Annotated in this window: 17 protein-coding genes; 9 read left to right on the top strand and 8 right to left on the bottom strand. The window is 36.4% G+C overall.

The features are described 5' to 3' along the window. Positions 1 to 34 precede the first annotated feature (34 nt). From C7D97_RS06800 to C7D97_RS06830, 7 genes are all read right to left on the bottom strand, one after another. The gene (locus tag C7D97_RS06800; RefSeq protein ID WP_105301320.1) at positions 35 to 2,479 is read right to left on the bottom strand and encodes an ATP-dependent Clp protease ATP-binding subunit; all 2,445 of its coding nucleotides are present in this window, start codon (positions 2,477 to 2,479) and stop codon (positions 35 to 37) included. Then, positions 2,479 to 3,447: an ATP--guanido phosphotransferase gene (locus tag C7D97_RS06805; RefSeq protein WP_105301321.1), complete on the bottom strand. Its 969-nt coding sequence runs from the start codon at positions 3,445 to 3,447 to the stop codon at positions 2,479 to 2,481. The genes C7D97_RS06800 and C7D97_RS06805 overlap by 1 nt, the downstream gene beginning before the upstream one ends. Continuing rightward, positions 3,444 to 4,025: a transcriptional regulator gene (locus tag C7D97_RS06810; RefSeq protein ID WP_105301322.1), complete on the bottom strand. Its 582-nt coding sequence runs from the start codon at positions 4,023 to 4,025 to the stop codon at positions 3,444 to 3,446. Before C7D97_RS06810 ends, C7D97_RS06805 begins: the two co-directional genes overlap by 4 nt. After that, positions 4,015 to 4,494: a CtsR family transcriptional regulator gene (locus C7D97_RS06815; RefSeq protein ID WP_105301323.1), complete on the bottom strand. Its 480-nt coding sequence runs from the start codon at positions 4,492 to 4,494 to the stop codon at positions 4,015 to 4,017. The genes C7D97_RS06810 and C7D97_RS06815 overlap by 11 nt, the downstream gene beginning before the upstream one ends. 210 nt (positions 4,495 to 4,704) lie before the next feature. Beyond that, a complete protein-coding gene (locus C7D97_RS06820; RefSeq protein WP_105301324.1) occupies positions 4,705 to 5,421 on the bottom strand; it encodes a zinc metallopeptidase in 717 nt (238 codons plus the stop codon). 264 nt (positions 5,422 to 5,685) lie between these two features. Continuing rightward, entirely contained in the window at positions 5,686 to 6,339 is a 654-nt protein-coding gene (locus C7D97_RS06825; RefSeq protein WP_105301325.1) for a potassium channel family protein, read from the bottom strand. Between the two features lie 8 nt (positions 6,340 to 6,347). Continuing rightward, positions 6,348 to 7,697, bottom strand: a complete 1,350-nt coding sequence (locus C7D97_RS06830) for a TrkH family potassium uptake protein (protein ID WP_105301326.1) — start codon at positions 7,695 to 7,697, stop codon at positions 6,348 to 6,350. Between the two features lie 141 nt (positions 7,698 to 7,838). Between C7D97_RS06830 and C7D97_RS06835 the strand changes: the two genes are divergently transcribed. From C7D97_RS06835 to C7D97_RS06860, 6 genes are all read left to right on the top strand, one after another. Further along, positions 7,839 to 8,387, top strand: coding sequence for a LemA family protein (locus C7D97_RS06835; protein WP_105301327.1), 549 nt, complete (start codon positions 7,839 to 7,841; stop codon positions 8,385 to 8,387). 7 nt (positions 8,388 to 8,394) lie between these two features. Further along, on the top strand, positions 8,395 to 10,098 hold the full coding sequence (locus C7D97_RS06840) for a DUF2207 family protein (RefSeq protein ID WP_105301328.1): 1,704 nt from the start codon (positions 8,395 to 8,397) through the stop codon (positions 10,096 to 10,098). Positions 10,099 to 10,788: 690 nt separating this feature from the next. Continuing rightward, a complete protein-coding gene (locus tag C7D97_RS06845) occupies positions 10,789 to 12,012 on the top strand; it encodes an IS110 family RNA-guided transposase (RefSeq protein ID WP_105300322.1) in 1,224 nt (407 codons plus the stop codon). A gap of 181 nt (positions 12,013 to 12,193) precedes the next feature. After that, positions 12,194 to 12,577 (top strand): aspartate 1-decarboxylase, encoded by a 384-nt coding sequence (panD, locus tag C7D97_RS06850; protein WP_105301329.1) that lies wholly within the window; start codon positions 12,194 to 12,196, stop codon positions 12,575 to 12,577. A 52-nt stretch (positions 12,578 to 12,629) separates the two neighbouring features. Then, on the top strand, positions 12,630 to 13,469 hold the full coding sequence (gene panC / locus C7D97_RS06855) for a pantoate--beta-alanine ligase (protein ID WP_105301330.1): 840 nt from the start codon (positions 12,630 to 12,632) through the stop codon (positions 13,467 to 13,469). A gap of 5 nt (positions 13,470 to 13,474) precedes the next feature. Then, positions 13,475 to 14,404 carry a bile acid:sodium symporter family protein gene (locus C7D97_RS06860; protein WP_105301331.1) on the top strand — a complete coding sequence of 310 codons (930 nt, stop codon included), beginning with the start codon at positions 13,475 to 13,477 and terminating at the stop codon, positions 14,402 to 14,404. Between the two features lie 51 nt (positions 14,405 to 14,455). Here C7D97_RS06860 and C7D97_RS06865 read toward each other — a convergent pair whose 3' ends face one another. Further along, a complete protein-coding gene (locus tag C7D97_RS06865; RefSeq protein ID WP_105301332.1) occupies positions 14,456 to 15,865 on the bottom strand; it encodes a sucrose-specific PTS transporter subunit IIBC in 1,410 nt (469 codons plus the stop codon). 128 nt (positions 15,866 to 15,993) lie between these two features. Here C7D97_RS06865 and C7D97_RS06870 point away from each other — a divergent pair, with 128 nt between their 5' ends. From C7D97_RS06870 to C7D97_RS06880, 3 genes are all read left to right on the top strand, one after another. Then, complete coding sequence (locus tag C7D97_RS06870) at positions 15,994 to 16,962, top strand: LacI family DNA-binding transcriptional regulator (RefSeq protein ID WP_105301333.1); 969 nt, start codon at positions 15,994 to 15,996, stop codon at positions 16,960 to 16,962. A 61-nt stretch (positions 16,963 to 17,023) separates the two neighbouring features. Continuing rightward, positions 17,024 to 17,527 (top strand): LURP-one-related/scramblase family protein, encoded by a 504-nt coding sequence (locus C7D97_RS06875; RefSeq protein WP_105301334.1) that lies wholly within the window; start codon positions 17,024 to 17,026, stop codon positions 17,525 to 17,527. 9 nt (positions 17,528 to 17,536) lie between these two features. Beyond that, positions 17,537 to 18,559, top strand: a complete 1,023-nt coding sequence (locus C7D97_RS06880; protein WP_105301335.1) for a M42 family metallopeptidase — start codon at positions 17,537 to 17,539, stop codon at positions 18,557 to 18,559. Positions 18,560 to 18,593 lie beyond the last annotated feature (34 nt).

Consider the following 18,593-nt stretch of genomic DNA (forward strand, 5'->3'; position numbering starts at 1 on the left):
TAAAAAACCATTCCCCTAAAGGAATGGCTATATCTTATTCTGTTACTTTTTCAAGCTCTTTTTTCTTCTCTCTTCTTCTTTTCTCTTTGCTTATATTTCTAAAGACTAAGCTATCTTTCCTAACTGAAATTCTGATTGTTTCGTCTCTTTTTAGTTTTCCATCTAGGATGTCTTCTGCTAGTCTATCGTCGATCATTTTTGTTATGTGACGTTCTAATGGTCTTGCTCCGTATTCTGGATCGAAGCCTTCTTTGGCTAGAAGTTTTACAACCTTTTGGTCATAGACTATATCTAGGTCGATTTCGTTTAGTCTTTGTCTAGTTTTTTCAAGCATTAGGCCTGAGATTTCTCCTATTTCAGCTTCTCCTAATGGCTTAAACATTATGACTTGGTCAAGTCTGTTTAGAAATTCTGGTGCAAAGGAATCTTTGATAGCTTTTTCTATGATTTCTGATGTTCTTTCTTCTTCTGCTTCTTTTTGATCACCAAGCTCAAATCCTATGCTCTTACTTGTAGATAGGCTTCTGACACCAATATTACTTGTCATGATTATGATTGTGTTTTTAAAGTCTACCGTTCTTCCTTGGCCATCTGTTAGTCTTCCGTCATCTAGTATTTGGAGGAGAAGATTGAAGACATCTGGATGGGCCTTTTCTATCTCATCAAAAAGTATTACGGAGTAAGGATTTGTCCTTACAGCTTCTGTCAATTGTCCACCTTCTTCATATCCTACATATCCTGGAGGAGAACCTACTAGTCTTGATACGGCGAATTTTTCCATATATTCACTCATATCCATCCTTATAAGTTTATCCTCTGAACCAAAGAGATTTTGTGCGAGTGTTTTGGCAAGATAGGTCTTTCCAACTCCTGTTGGTCCTACAAAGATAAAGGATCCTATTGGTTTTTTAGGGTCTTTTAGGCCAACCCTTGCTCTTTTGATTGACCTAGCTACTGAATCTATAGCATCTTTTTGACCAATTACTGATAGTTTTAACTCCTCGTCTAAGTTGGCGTATTTTTCCATCTCATCTTCTGTGAGTTTTTCTACTGGAACCTTGGACCAATTTGCCACAACGCTTGCTATATCATCGTAGGATATAAAGAGCCTGTCCTTATTTTCCTTCTCTTTTTCTTTTTCAATTTCTAGGTCGAATTTCGCTTGATTTATCTTATCCCTAAGCTCTGCTGCCCTTTCGAAGTCTTGGTCTCTTACGGCTTTTTCTTTTTCCTTGTTAAGTTTTTCTAGCTTATCTTCACTAGGTTCTGAGTCGTCTTCTTTTTGGAAGGCAGCTATCCTAATCTTAGAGCTTGCTTCATCGATTAAATCTATAGCCTTATCTGGAAGGTAACGGTCAGATATATATCTATCAGATAAATCTACCGCAGCTTCTACGGCCTCATCTGTGATTTCTACCCCGTGATGGTCTTCATATTTATCCTTTAGTCCTTGGATAATCTTTCTAGCATCTTCAAGGCTTGGCTCATCAACTTGAATTGGCTGCATACGACGACTAAGGGCAGAGTCTTTTTCAACATGCTTTCTGTACTCATCTATTGTGGTTGCTCCCACGATTTGGATTTCTCCCTTGGCTAGGATTGGCTTTAGGATATTTGCTGCATCCATAGAACCTTCAGAGGCTCCTGCTCCTAAGACCATGTGGAATTCATCTATAAAGAGGATTACATCGTCCCTTTTTCCAATTTCTTCAAAGAGTTTTTTAAGTCTATCTTCAAAGTCTCCCCTGTATTTACTTCCTGCTATCATGCTAGCAAGGTCAAGGCTTAGGATCCTCTTATCCTTTATAATCTTTGGTACATCACCTGCCACAATTCTTTGGGCAAGGCCTTCTGCTATGGCAGTCTTACCCACTCCTGGAGCTCCTATTAGGATTGGATTGTTTTTTCTCCTTCTCATTAGGATTTGTACAAGTCTTTCTATTTCTGTATCTCTTCCTATTACAGGGTCGATTTTGCCATTTTCTGCTAGTTCATTTAGGTCATTTGTATATTTTGTCACATTTTCAGAAAATTTCGAAGATGACCCCTTTGTTTTGTATACTTCCTTTAGCATATCGTCTAAGTTTTTCCCTATGACCTTCTTATCAAGGCCTGATAGGAGAAACATGAGATTGGTGAATGAATCATCATCATTTATCAAAGCTTGAAGGATATCTTCTTCGTTAACTACAGAGCTTTTTCTCGCTATAGCGATTTCTCTAGCCTTCTCAAATATCATCCTTACTTTCTTTGAAAATTCTGTAGCAGGTCTTTGAGAATTGCCCCTGCCTATGTTATTTATTACTATGGACCTAAAAAGGTCGTAATTAGCCCCGCTTTTTTCCAAGGCCTTGTTCGCAATAGAGCCTGTCTTCATGAGAGCAAGAAGCAAGTGCTCGCTTCCTATATAGTCGTGGTTTAAGGAATAAGACTCTCTTCTTGCCTGGGAGGTAAGCCTATTTAGTCTGTTATTTTCCATTATCGCTCCTTAATATATTCCTTAAGAAATAGGTATCTATCTTCATCCCTATTTCCCTTATACTTATTCTTAGAAAGATTAAATATTAGATAGTCGAGCTCCTCGTTTGTAAAGTTTGTATCAAAGTCTAAAATATTGTATTTCTTTAGACCATATATATCTTTACTCATAAGCTCTAGGCTCTTGTCTAAGCCCAAGTTTATATTATTTTCCATAATATTTATATAATCTTCTATTTCTTCATCTTTTATACTATTTAAAACTTGATAGTCTCTTCTAAATCTTCTCTCATTTCTTACAAGAGTGTCCAAAGCCTTCTCGAATTTCTCAATCGCTTCGTCCATGTCCTTCCAGTAATTTCCAATATTTTTGATTATATAAATGTCGTCTGCATATCTCTTGTAGTATTTTGGAAGGAATTTATCAATATAGATTCTTTCGTGAAGGAGACTTTGTTTTAGGCCAAAATAGGCCTTGTCATCATCTACCATAGCAAAAAGAAAGGCCTTTACGAAAACTTCTACTCCATTTCCCGTATTTCGCCCATCCTGAGTTAGGTAGCCAAACTCTTGGGAGAAGGCAAAGTCTAGGATTTCGTCAAGCTTTTCTTCTATCAGATAGGCCTTCTTGTAGGCAGATTTTAAATCAAGATTAAAATCTTTTATATTTATCGCCAAATGGTCTCTATCGTTAATCGTAAGTATATAGTCATCTTCTATGACAAGACCTATTTCAGAAAGTTTGTTTGGCGAATCTTCTGATAGGACAAAGGAGTTTATCAAATCTTCTAGCTCATCTTCGCCTAAATCTTCCAGAAGAATTAGTTTGTCCCCATATATTTTCCTAAAGATTTCTATAACTTCCTTGCTTGCTTCAAGCGTCATGCTAGCTGGAAAGTCAAAACCTTCAAGATTTCTTCTAAGAGAGAAATTTGAAGAAAGTATTATATCTTTGCTGTATTCTATCAATTTCTCACCTGCATATTCAATTCATCTATTTGCTCTTTTATGCTTTGAGCTTGTTCATAATCTTCTATTTCAACTGAAACTTGAAGTTTTTCTTGAAGATTTTTAATCTTTGTAGCTATATCTTTAAAGTTTCTCTCTTTTCTAGGAAATTTTCCCTCATAGGTCCTTAGGTTGTTGTAGGTCCTTAAAGTCTTCGTTGTAAGTTTATCATTAAGTTTATAACAATCAGGACAAGCAAATACACCATGCTTTATGTTTGATGAAAGATTGCCACAAGTTGGGCAAGCCTCATCTCCTAGGTTGTTTAGGAGACCATAAGAGTAATTATTTTCTTTAAACCTATAATCATAATAGGAATCTATGACCTCTTCAAGGCTTGGCAAAAACTCCTCTATCAAATTTTCTATGTTTTTTCTATTGAGATTTTCTCCTCCCTCTTTGATATTGCCATTTTCATCGACTGAGACATCAGTGAATTTCATAAGACAATCATTACAAAGATGGAAGTTCTTCTCTTCTCCATTTATTATAGTTTTGACTGTAACAGTCGCTTCATTATCGCATTTATCACATTTCATATTGATTACTCCTCGCCATAAGACTTAAGAGAATATTTCTTATAATATCACTTCTTACGGCATTTCTATCTTTAACTTCACTTATTTTTGAAAGAGCCTTATCGCTTGTGGCGTATCTTGCCATCAAATACTCGTTTTCTGTAAAGTATTCTCTCCTCAACAAGTCTTTAAAAAGGCTTTCGGCATTGTTTTGGCTCATACTCTTCTTAAGATTTTTGGTCAAATAAGAAATATAAGAATCTTCATCCACAACGGTTATAATTTTAATAAATCCATTGCCACCACGTTTGCTTTCTATAAGGTACCCATTATATGGGGTAAATCTTGTAGAAAGAACATAGTTTATCTGACTAGGTGCACAATCAAAACGTGTCGCCAAGTCATTCCTGCCGATCTCAAGCATTCCGTCAACAGAATCTTCTAACATCATTTTTAGAAATCTCTCGATTTCTGAAGTAAGACCTGCCATAATTCACCACTCTTTCTATATATTAATCTAAGTCAAATGATTGACTATCTCTGACCTTCTTCTTTAAAAATAAAGAATCTTAATGATTCCTAGTAAAATTGTACTATTTAGCAAGATGATTGCAAGTAGCTTACCTTAGCTTAAATCTAATAAAATATTAAGAAAACTCCCGCACAAAGATTAACATCCTCGCGGGAGCCACTTAGTATACTAATCTCTCCTATTATTCCTGTTTCCATAAAGAAGAAATAATCTCAACAATTGTAGGGCTGTGGATAGGGTCGCTGCTACATAGGTAAAGGCTGCCGCTTTTAGCATGGCTTTTGCTCCATCAAGCTCCTCGCCGTAAAGCATACCGCTTTCGTCTATTACTCTTATGGCCCTCCTCGATGCGTCAAACTCTACCGGAAGAGTCACTAACTGAAATATTAGGGCAAGTGAGAAAAGTATTAGTCCTAGATCTAAAAGCTTCTGTTGAGATAGAAAAATCCCCAATAGTATAACTGGAAAGGCAAGCTTTGATCCGAAGTTTACCGCAGGCACTAGCCAAGACTTAATCCTTAAAGGAGTATAGCCTTCCTTGTATTGGATGACGTGACCGCACTCGTGGGCTGCTACAGCAATAGATGCTATAGATGTATCGGTAAAGGAGTCCCCAGATAGGGCGACTTCCTTTGTAGCAGGATTGAAGTAATCAGATAAGCTTCCTCCAATCTTTTTTATAGAAATATCATTGTATGAATTTGTATCGAGTATATATTTCGCTGCTTGGTAGCCTGTTATATTCTTTTTTGATTTGATTTTACTATATTTGTTAAAGGCTTTTTGTATATTAGCCTGGGCAATCATTGATATTATGACACCTATTATTACTAAAAAATAGGTTTTGTCAAAATACATTGAGCCAAAGTAATATGGATTGTACATATTTTATCTCCTTCTTTTTTCTTATTATACCCAAATTGGAATTTTGGACACAGAAAAAGGGCTCCTAGAGCCCTCCTCCTTTATAGAAAAGAATAAGTTAGTCCTAGTTTTCTAAGGGAAAACTATAAGGAATTAATAATGAAAAACCTAGCTATTTAATAGCTGATTTTATTATAACATCATTTTCCTATTTGTGCAAACTTTTTCTTAAATTTATTTTTACAGCTATAATCACGCCTTTTAACGTTCTTTACGTTTTCCTTCCTAGGAATTTTCCTCGAGGGTTTTAGCGTTTTCATTATCTCCTATTAGGATTAGGACGTCACCTTTTCTAATATCGGTACTTGGATCTATATCCATTAGCATCTGGCCATCTCTTTCGAAGCCGACTACATTCATCTTGTAAGTCTTTCTAAAGTCAAGCTCTATAAGAGACTTACCTATCCAATCCTCATGGGCCTTAATTTCTATTAGGGAGAAGTCATTGGAAAACTGAACAAGCTCCAAGAGATTGGATCCTGCAAGAGACCTTGCAAGTCTTTCTCCTGTATCAAGTTCTGGGTAAACAATTTGATCAGCCCCTATCTTCTTTAAAATTCTCGCATGAGATTGGCTAGTAGCCTTGGCTATCACCTTGTCTACCCCGCTATCTTTACATATCAAGGTAGCCTCTATTGATGCCTCGATATCTGTTCCTGTTGCAATTATTGCCACGTCGTAGTTGTTTATCCCCAAAGACTTCATAGCGACTTCCTCTGTGATATCCCCTTGGGCAGCACTTGAGACAAAGTTTGCGATTTTTTCTACCTTCTTATAATTAGAATCTACTGCTGTTACATAGACTCCCTTCTCGAAAAGCTTGGTAGCAACAGCGTAACCAAATCTTCCGAGACCTAAAACTATAACATTTTTTTCCATAATTTCTCCTAACCTATACTAATAAAACATTCTGGATATCTGATCAACTTCTCATCAGACTTTAGACCAAAGGCAAGGGCCATAGTCATTGGACCAATCCTACCTAAATACATACAAAAACCTATTAATATCTTAGCAATTTTTGAAAGATTTGCTGTAATCCCCCTAGTAGCTCCTACCGTCGCAAGGGCAGATACAACTTCATATAGGGTATCTATCAAGTCAAAGTCATCTGTAATAGTAATAATGAAAGTTACCATCAATACTAAGGCAAGGGAAATCATAAAGATAGATAGGGCTTTTTTGATAGTCTCATCTCCTATGTGCTTATTAAACACAACCGGTTCCTTCTGCCTTTTGATTATAGAATATGTCGCAAGAACTAAAACTCCAAAGGTCGTAGTCTTGATACCTCCTGCAGTAGATCCAGGAGATCCTCCTATAAACATAAGACCTATCAGTAAAAGCGAGGTCGAATCTTTAATATTTGAAAGATTAACCGAATAAAATCCAGCTGTCCTCGCTGAGACTGATTGGAAGAAGGACTCTATTATAGATCCCTTAAGGCCTTCTCCGACAAGGACACCCTTTTGGATTGACTCTAAAAGTAAGAAGCCCAAGGCTCCAAACAAGATCAATACTGCATTTATAACCAAAACAAGCTTTGAGTGAGTTGAGACTTGCTTAAACTTTCTCCTATAGAAAAACTCGCTTGTAACCATAAAGCCAAGTCCACCTATAATAATCAAAAGCATGAGGGTGGTATTTACCAAAAGATCTTTCCTTAATGGATAGATAGAATCTCCCATTATATCAAAGCCTGCATTGCAAAAAGCTGATATAGAGTGGAAAATCGAATACCAAATCCCCTTTCCCAATCCATAGGTCGGGATAAATCTTATAGAAAGAAATAGGGCTCCCAAAGCTTCTACTACGAGGGTAAAGACCAGTACATATCTAAAGAGCCTTACCATGCCTTCCATACTCTCCACATTGAGCTGCTCTTTTAGTATTTGCCTAGACTTTATACCAATTTTCTTCCTTAAAATTAAAGGAATTAGTGAAGCCAGGGTCATAATTCCCAGCCCACCGATTTGAATCAAAATGATAATTACAACCTGGCCAAGAGTATTCCAATATATTCCAGTATTTACCGGAGTCAGCCCCGTAACACAAGAAGCACTTGCCGCAACAAAAAACGAATTGATAAGTCCAGTACTCTTACCTGTTTGAGTTACATAGGGAGTAGATAGGATAAGTCCTCCCAGACTTATCAAAATCAAAAATCCCATGGACAAAACAAAGGCAGGATTTTCTGTAGCCTTATCGAAAGTTCTTTTCAAAATATTTTTTTCCATGATAACCTTCCTTACACAATCAAAGGGGCTGACATCTAGATTTGCCCTCCCCTAACTTAAGAGGATTTTACATCTTGACCTATTTTTTGTCAACGATTCGATGGTAAGTTTGCTGGGTATAAAATACTAAAGGAGGAAAATATGACCCTATTAATAATTTTAATTATTCTAGTCTTTGTAATAGTCATATATTCAGTTACAACTTACAATACTTTTGTAAGGCTTAATGAGATGGTAGAAAACTCCATGGCTCAAATAGCAACTGGACTTCAAGCTAGGTGGGACAGCCTAAACAACTTGATTGATATGACCAAGGACTACAGCCAATTTGAAATAGAAGCCCTAGAGAAAATTACAAAAAACAGGACAGACATAAACAGAACTTCCGATGCAAAGGAAGTTGAAAGCGAAAACAGAGAATTTGAAAAAGCCCTCTCTTCCTTCTATGCAGTCGCAGAAAATTATCCAAGTCTTAAAACAAGTGATCTCTACAAGGAGACTATGGCTACTATGACAAAACACGAAGAAACTCTTAGACATTTGAGAATGGTCTATAATGACACCGTGACTAAGCTTAACAGAAAAATAAAATCTTTTCCTGCAAATATCCTTGCTAATATTTTTTCCGTAAATACTAAAGATTATTTCGAAAATACAAGCGAATCATCTTCTATACCAAAATTTAAATAGGAGCCTTATGAAAATTAAAAAACTAAGCAAATATCTTCTAGCCCTTATACTTTTTCTACTTCCTAGAATCTCTCTTGCCGATAGTTTCGATTCACTAGATATGGACGTTACCATCGATAAGAATGGTGTAGGAAGTGTAGAAGAAGTTTGGCAAATAGTTGAAGACGAAAGAGATTACACCGAAAGATACAAACTTATAGAAAATTTGAGAGGAATAAAGATAGAGGACTTTTCCCTAACTTCTTCCCTAGGCAAGGACTTTAGTGAGATGAATCCCTGGGACTCAGACCTATCTTTTGAAGAAAAAGCCTACAAATATGGAAGAATCGATAGGAATGACGAGACGGAACTTATTTGGGGTATATCCCGCCGATACGCAATTAACACCTACAAGCTATCTTACAAGATAAATCCTCTAATAATAGGCCTCGAAGATAGTGATATGCTCTTTTTCCAATTTGTCGGAGAAAACTTTGACCACAAGCCAGGAAGGGTCAATATCAATATCAAAGGCTTTGAGCCCTTCGATCAAAATGTAAAGATGTGGGGCTTTGGCCTGGTTGGAGATATCCATAATACCAATGGAAATATAGTCCTTAAATCTACTGGAGAAGTTGACTATGCTACAGTCATGCTAAAATTTCCTAAAGGCTATTTCAATACATCCTATAAAGAAGATAAAACTTTCGACGATTATGCCAATATGGCAGTTAAGGGATCAAAATGGGAAGAGCGAGAAGGAGAGGCTAATACCGACCCAACTCCTTGGTATGTCAAAGTAATCCTCCCTCTCATTCTCCTTTTAGGCTTAGGATCAATATTTCTTGGAGTTAGGGCGAAGAAGCTTCATTTTGATGAGAATAATATTACAAATGATGAGGCACTCAAAAAGGCCAAGACCTTCAAAGACCAGTACTTTAGGGATATCCCCTATGATTCCCATATAGAAGATACCTATCTATTGGCAGAAAAGGCCTATCCTTATGAGGTTAATCAAGGAAATTACATGAATGCCTTTATCCTAAAATGGATTTACGATAAAAATATCGAAATCAAAGCTAGAAAGGAAAAGGATAAAAATGCCAAGATAAGAATTATCAATAGACCTACTGATATGGGTAAGATGGAGGAGGCCTTCTTTGATATAATCGAAAAGTCACAAGAATATTCCAAAGACGGTCTTGTCTCAAACAAAAATATAGGGAAATATTTCAAGAAAAATAAGGAAATCACAGAAGACTTCTATGAAGACTTCTTACCTAGGTCAAGGGATGGCCTAAAGGCAGGAGAATACTTAAAAGATATAAGATTTGAGAAGAAATTCGCTAGGACTAAAAGAGAAGGATCCGAGCTTGAAGTTACTCCTAAAGGAATTAATCTTTATGAAAATCTAATTAAGTTTAGAAATTACCTAGAAGATTATTCCTTGATAGAAGAAAGAGATGCTAATGAAGTTCATATTTGGGACTACTTCCTAATATATGCAGCAATTTACGGCATAAGTGGTAAGGTCTTTAAAAACCTAGAGAAAACTTATCCAAACTATAGCAACAACTCAGTCTTTAACTACTATATGATTACAAATTCAAGAAACTACTCCACTATGACCCAAGCCAATATAACAAGCTTTACATCAGCAGGAGCTGGCGGAAGCACATCCTTTGGCGGCGGAGGCGGAAGCTTCGGTGGAGGTGGCGGCGGAGGTCGCTAGAATAAGAAAAAACAAATCCTTAAGCAAAGTTACTTTATGCTTGAGGATTTGTTTTTTTCTTAAATAATAGCATATATAATTTCACGGGAGGATGGATTTATAAAAAGTAGCCCTTCTTCATATAATTAGATAAATTCTTTGGATTTCCTGGCAATCTATAGGATTAACCATCTCCTCTATCTAGGATAGATTGGCAATTTAGCCAACAATTAAGAATAATTTCTACTAAGAAATCCCTATAAATTAAGATCCGGAACTTGTTTATAATCTTAGGCTCATAACTTTAATTTATATACTTGTTAAATTAATAACTCGGCCTTATAATATAAACTTAGAGATAGTATTTCTTTTGGAAACTATACTCTATAACACCATTATTTTTTATTTTAAAAACGAGCTTATATACTTAGCTAATAAGACTCAAATAATTTGTTACTTAAAGGCTATCGATTTTAGTACCATAAATAGTGTAAGAAAGAAATTAATTTCTATCTTGCACTATTTTTGTATAATGAAGATGTAGTATGACGACCGTCTTTTAGGGTTTAAACATCCGCCAATAAAACTGTCATCTATCTCTTCATTATTCATATTCGGTTAAGCAGGTTGGGCAAAAAGTCCGTGTCACGAGCTAAAATGAGTGTAATGGTGCAGGTAGGAACTACAAATTAAAAGAAAGAGGGTAATAAAATGATATCTATAGGAATAGATATAGCAAAAGAGAAGTTTACAGTCTGTGCACTAGAACAAGGTAGCAAAATCATTTGGAAGCCTTTTGATGTCCATCTTAAGAAAACAAAAGTAGAAGAATTTTTAAAGAAACTAGATTCATTAAACGAAGAAGTAAAAATAATCATGGAAGCAACAGGTAAATACCATCTTCCAATCCTCTATGAATTAAAAGACAAAGGATACTTTGTAACTGTGGTAAACCCTTTGAAAATGAAACAGTTTTGTCGAGTACTTAACTTTAGAAAAGCAAAAAATGATAATATAGATGCCATACAAATAGCAGAATATGGCTTGATGTACTGGAAAGAATTACAAGAATACAAAATAGATTCAGAAAATTTCAGAGTCCTAAAAGAATTAAACAGATCCTATCAGCACTATATGGACTTAAGAATAAATCAAATGAACTTCATAGACCAAACAATAAGTCAAACATTTCCAGGAATAAAGAAATTAATTCCACACGCGTCAGGAGACTTTTCAAAAGATAAACTATTAGACTTCTTAGAAAGATGGTGGCATAAAAACCTAGTATTAGAAAAAACAGAAGAAAAATTCATAGAAGATTTTAAAAACTGGGCAAAAGAAAAGAGATACCATCCTAATGCTGATAAAGCTAAATCCATATACAAGCTCGCAGAGGAAAGTATCTCAACTCAACCTTCTAATAGCTCATATATAAAGACTAGCATACAAGAAGGAATAGAATTGATAAAACATATAAATCAAATTCTACATACTATTTTATCACAAATGATAGAAATTGCCGAGCCCCTAGAAGAATATCAAGAAGCAAAAAAATTCTCAGGAATATCAGATAAATTAGCAGTACAAATCACAGCAGAGTTTGGAGACTTATCAAAATTCAAAAATAAAAAAAGTTTAATATCTTTTGTAGGAATAGATTCACCACCATATGAATCAGGGAATTTTAAAGCAGACCAGAGAAAAATAACAAAAAGAGGCAATGCAATACTAAGAAAAGTAGGTTACCAAGCTATGAAATGTATGATGAGTGCAAAAGATCCTGAAAATGAAATATATCTGTATATGGTAAAAAAAGAAAACGATGGAAAAGCGAAAAAAGTATGTAAATTTGCAGGATTAAATAAATTCTTAAGAATATACTATGCAAAAGTTATGGCATCAAAACAAGAAAAGAAGTTGTTAAAAGTAGCCTAGAATTAAGAATGCAATAGTAAAAAAACAAGCCGATAGTAACCGGTTTATTTGGTATGCTCAAATTTAAACTCTAATTAACAAGGAGAAATACAAAATTAATTTGCTTTTCTCCTTGACTTTTGTTAGCAGGTTTTATTGTTAAAAAATAAACTATTGATAGCCTTATTTTTAAGGAGAATGTATGAATATAGAAATGTTAGAAGGAAAAATCCATAGGGCTACAGTCACCGAGGCCAATCTCGATTACGTAGGCTCTATAACAGTTGATGTTTCTTTGCTAGAAGAATCTGGCATAAGAGAATATCAAAAAGTGCAAGTTGTCGATGTTAATAATGGAAATAGGATAGAAACCTACACCATAGCGGGAGAAAAGAATAGCGGAGTAATCTGCCTAAATGGAGCAGCTGCAAGACTTTTTTCTACTGGTGATAAGGTAATTATCATGGCTTATGCTTCTTATAGCGAAGATGAGCTTAAAGATTACAAACCAAAAGTTGTCTTTGTAGATGATGATAATAAGATTACCAAGATATCTAATTACGAAAAATACGGAACTTTATCATAAATAAAAACAAGTGGTGTTTGGAGCTATCTCTAATAAAATTAGAGGAGAATTTATGAAAATTATCAAAAGTATTGATGAACTAAGAGAAAATCTTAAGAAAGCAAAAATCGAGGGCAAATCTATAGGTCTTGTACCTACTATGGGCTATTTACATGAAGGACACGCTAGTCTTATAAGAAGGGCTAGGAAAGACAATGATATAGTAGTTGTATCTGATTTTGTAAACCCTATCCAATTCGGACCAAATGAGGACTTACTTACCTATCCAAGAGACTTAGAGGCTGATAGCAAAATATGCGAAGAAATCGGAGTAGATTATATTTTTGCACCAGAAGCAAGCGAAATGTATCAAGATAGAAAAGTCTTTGTAGATATAGAGGATATGTCTGATCACTTGTGTGGAGCAAAACGTCCTGGCCATTTTAGAGGAGTCCTTACAGTTTGTAACAAATTGTTTAATATTACTGGAGCTGATAGAGCCTATTTTGGACAAAAAGATGCCCAACAGGTCGCAATAATCAAAAAACTCGTAAGTGACCTAAACATGCCTATAGAAATAATCCCTTGCCCTATAATTAGGGAAGAAGACGGACTTGCCCTTTCATCTAGAAACACCTACTTATCAAAAGAAGAAAGAAAAGCTGCCCTTTGCCTATCTAAGGCCATATTTGCTGGAGAAAAACTAGCTAAGGAAGGCGGAAGTGTAGAAAAAGTAATAGGAAAAATGAAAGAAATAATCGATAGCGAAGAGCTTTCAAAAATAGATTACATTAGTGTAGTCGATCTTAAAACCATGGAAGATGCGAGTGATTTTAACGGAGATAGGCTAGTAGCTATAGCTGTCTATATAGGAAAAACTCGTCTAATAGATAACTTTATCTACAGGGGTTAAATATTGTGGAAAAAATATCTTCACTTTCAAGAAAAATCACCCAAAATATAGGCCTAATAATTATAGTTTTTTCTGTAATAGCCTACTTTCTTCCAGATTATTTTTCTTGGATGACAAACTATACCACCATCTTCCTAGCCCTTGCCATGTTTGGTATGGGAACTAGTATTGGCGGAGATTCCTTTAAGGAAATTCTCAAACATCCCAAGGAAGTAATGATAGGCTCTCTCGCCCAATTTACTATTATGCCTCTTATAGCCTACCTACTTGCAGTAGTTTTCGGCTTAAATAAGGACATAGCCCTTGGAGTAATACTCGTTGGGTCCTGTCCTGGAGGAACTGCTTCAAATGTGATAACCCATATAGCAAATGGAGACGTATCCTTATCTGTATCGATGACGATTCTCTCCACGCTCCTTGCCCCTCTTGTAACTCCCCTCCTAGTCTACTTACTAGCTGGTAAATGGGTCGAAGTCTCAATATTTGCAATGTTCAAATCAGTTGTTACAGTAATCCTTCTGCCTGTACTTCTTGGAATTTTCGCCAAAAAAATAAGCCCTAAGGGCGTAGAAAAGTCAAAGGACATCTTCCCTTTGATATCATCTTTGGCAATTATACTAATAATATCAGGTATTATCGGAGCTAACTCAGAAAAAATAAGACAATCAGGTCTTATAGTCCTACTCATAGTTATGATCCACAACGCCCTAGGCCTTGCTGGAGGACTCTTTATAGGAAAACTTTCAAAGATGGACTACGACAAAGAAACAGCCCTAGCTATAGAAGTCGGCATGCAAAATAGCGGACTCGCCATACAACTTGCAACAGCAAATTTCGCCCTAAATCCACTAGCAACCCTACCTGGTGCAATATTTTCAATATGGCATAATATATCCGGGTCAATTTTTGCATCAATCAGAAGAAAACATAAATAATAAGCATGAAAAAAGACGAGAGTTAATCATTATTCCCGTCTTTTTCTCGTTTTACTTTTCTTTAAGCATCTTATCTGAGTATCCTATAGTATAAGTTAGGGCAAAACTTACTCCTCCTGCTATTAGAAGCATTAGGATATACATTAAGAGGTTATCTAGATATAAGAGCATACCTGGAATAACTGTTACTGCCATTCCTGTTCCTTCTATCTTAAAGATTGAAGCGAAAAATCCTCCTGCTGCTCCACCGACCATGCCCATGACAAATGGTTTGACAAATCTTAGGTTGATACCGAAAATCGCTGGCTCTGTGATACCTAAGGCTGCTGATAGGGCTGATGGGTAGGCGATTTGTTTGATCTTTGTATCCTTGGTCTTGATAGCTACTGCAAGAACTGCTCCTGCTTGACCTGCTGTCGCTGCTGATAAAAGAGCATTGAAGGCATTTCTTCCGTTATCTGCTAGGAGTTGTACTTCTAGGAAGTTAAAGATGTGGTGGATTCCTGTAACTACTATTAGTTGTTGGAGTCCTCCGATTAGGATTCCTGCTATACCAAAAGGAAGTCCTAGGGCCCACTTAGTTGCCTCGAGCACTACGACTTCTAGTTGGTGGAAGACTGGTCCAATTGCAAATAGGGAAAGCACACTCATTATAGCCAAAACTAAGAAAGGAGTTAGAAGTAAGTCTAAGCTATCTGGTATTACTTTTCTAAGACTTCTCTCAAGTTTTGCTCCAATTAGGCCTGAAATAAAGGCAGGAAGTACTGTTCCTTGGTAGCCTACAACTGGTATAAATCCAAACATTATTATTGGACTTGCGTCTCCACTTGCTACTTGGTAGGCATTAGGTAGGTTTGGATGAACTAGCATAAGGCCTAGGACGATTCCTATGACAGGGCTTCCTCCAAATACCTTAAAGGCTGACCAAGCCACTAGGGCTGGCAAGAAAGCGAAGGCTGTATCTGTTAGAATTTGTGTCCACATCAAGAAGTTTTGGGAAATATCGTCTGGCGTCATAGAGAAAACTCTAAGAACTTCCTCCTGGGTGAAAAGTCCCCTTAGTCCCATGAAAAGTCCTGTAGCTACTAGGACTGGAATAATAGGAACAAAGACATCACCAAAGGTCTTTATAGCACGTTTTAGTGGGTTCTTTTGGTTTTTCGCCTTATTTTCTACTGCCTTATCGTGAATTTTAGAAAAGTCATCTGGTAAATCTTTCTCTAGAGATTCGTAGGCATCGTAAACTTTGTTTACTGTTCCAGTGCCAAAGATGATTTGAAGCTGGCCTTCATTAAACATTGCACCCTTGGCTCCTTCAAGGTCATTGGCCATGTCCATATTGATTTTGTCCTTATCGTAGACTTCGATTCTAAGTCTGGTTGCACAATGTGCGACTGAGGAAATGTTTTCTCTTCCTCCAGCGGCCCTTATGGCTCCTTCTGCTGCTTTTTTGTAATCCATAATTTCTCCTTTAAATAATTACAAACAATTGGGAACGGTTCCGTTAATATAATTATAGCAAAAACGTTTACTTTGTCAAATGATTTTTATTATTTTTATTTATTTGATATTATATGAGTGGAGGATTTATGGCAAATATTAAAGACATCGCTGAGCTAACAGGATTTTCAAAATCTACAATCTCCAGATATTTAAACAATGGTTCAGTAAGCGATAAGACAAAAAAGAAAATTAAAGAAGCAATAGACGAGCTTGGTTATGTTCCAAATTCTTATGCGAGAAATCTCAAAAAGACCAAGACCAATACCATAGGTGTAATCATCCCAAACTTTATAGGCTATACAAAAAACACCGCCCTAAATGCTATTAACATTTACCTAAAGGATACCAACTATTCCATGCTCCTATCTTCTTCCAATGACGATATGGACGAAGAAGTAAGGATCATCGAAGAGATGGCAGGTCTTAATGTGGAAGGAATAATCCTTTTCGCCTCAAATATAAGCAAAAGACACAAGGAAATTATAAAAAATCTAACCATCCCCCTTGTAATCTTCGGCCAAAAGCTTGAAGGCTTTACTTCAATTATTGCCAACGATTATGAAGCAGGAAGACTCATGGCAAGCTATATCAAGACCCTTTCTCACAAAGAAATTTCTTATTTCGATGTAGGTAAATACGATCAAGCCGTAGGAGATAGGTTTTTAGGATTAAGTGAGGGACTTAAGGATACAAATATAAAAATCAACCACCACCACTTCGACTTTACCAAAAAGACAGCCTACGAGAAGGCAAAAGAGATTCTAGATAAGGAAAAATCAAGCTTTTATATAGGAGCTACCGATAATATAGCCTTCGGTATCATAGAGGCCCTTAGGGAAAAGAAAATTAGAATTCCAGATGATATTTCTGTGGCAGGTTTTGGCAATTACGAAATATCTTCTATAATAAACCCTGCCCTCACTACAGTTGACTTCCCTTACGAAAAACTTGGGACAGATGCTATCAAAAGTCTCATCAATCAAATCGAGGGAAATGAGAAGGATGTAATAGAACCCGCAGAAGCAAGACTTATCTTGAGGGATTCTACTAAGTGACTTTGTTTCCCCTAAAATTAGCCGTATCGTTTTGGGTATAATAAAAAGAAAAGGAATTTTTATGAAAAAATACTATTTCAAAGAGAAATTTTTTAAAATTACAGACCACTACCCCATCCTTGATGATAAAGGAAGAAAGGCCTTCTTTGTAGATCAGAAGTTTAAGTTTCTAGGATATGAGGCGACTGTTTCCGATGCAAATGATGTAGAGATTTTTACTATAAACAAGAAACTCATCTCCTTTCTTCCAGTCTATCAGGTTGATTTCAAGGATTCTAAGAAGAAAATGACTATAAAATCTAATATTTCTATCTTCAGAAAATCAATTGATGTCATAAGCGAAGAGGGCAAAATTAATGTTAAGGGAAACTTGTGGGATTATGAATTTAAGGCCTACTTTAAGGGTGATTTGATAGGAGAAGTTAGTAAGAAAATCCTATCCTTCACCGACCAATACCAACTTAAGGTCTACGAGGAGGATTTTACAGAAGAGCTCATAGCCCTTTGCCTATCCTTGAACAACATCAAGGACACTGAAGAGGAATCAACTAGGAATAATGATTAAGGAGAAAACATGGAAATATCAACAATAACAAAATATATAGAAGAACTCACCAATACACCATCACCAACTGGCTTTACAAAACTTGCCGAGAAGTATCTCATGGACGAATTTAAAAACTTAGGCTACAAGCCTTACCAAACTAACAAGGGCAATGTAGTCGTTCCTATAGTAGAAGGAAAAGAGAATGGTCTCTTGCTCTCTGCCCACGTAGATACCTTGGGCCTTATGGTAAGAAGTGTAAAGTCTAACGGTAGGCTTAAGGTAACAAGCCTTGGGGGCTATCCTTTTAACTACGCAGAAGGAGAAAATGTAACCATCCACACAAGATCCGGCAAAACTTATACAGGAGTCTTCAGACTAAATGAACCTGCAGTCCACGGCTCATCCGACCCAAAGGAAGCCAAAAGAGATGATAGTACAATGGAGGTTGTAGTAGATGCTATAACAAAATCTGCCGAAGAGACCAAGGCCCTAGGTATTACTAACGGAGACTTCATCTCCCTTGATCCAAGATTTAGAATTGATAATGGCTTCGTCAAATCTCGTCATCTAGACGATAAGGCAAGTGCAGGAGTCCTCTTAGCCCTTGCTAAGGAAATCAAAGAAAAGAATATCAAGATAAATAGACCTCTTTATATGACCTTTACCATCTATGAGGAAGTAGGCCACGGAGCAGCAAGCGGTCACCCAAAGGGAATTAGAGATATGGTAGCTGTCGATATGGGAGTTGTCTATGACGATCTCGCCTGTGATGAGACCATGGTTTCAATCTGTGCCAAGGACTCTTCTGGCCCATACAATTATGATTTGACCAATGAGTTAGTAGACCTTGCCAAAAGTCTTGATATAGACTACGGCCTAGACATCTATCCTTACTACGGATCTGATGCCTCCGCTGCAGTGGCAAGTGATAATGACTTCCGTCACGCCCTAGTAGGAAGTGGAGTTGCAGCAAGCCACGGCTATGAGAGAACTCACGAAAAAGGATTAATATCTCTTTACAATTTGCTCTTACACTTTGTACAAAAATAGTCTTGTAATAAAGGCAATTTGTTATATAATATAA

Origin of the sequence: Anaerococcus marasmi (assembly GCF_900290195.1) — a bacterium.
Lineage (GTDB): Bacteria > Bacillota > Clostridia > Tissierellales > Peptoniphilaceae > Anaerococcus > Anaerococcus marasmi.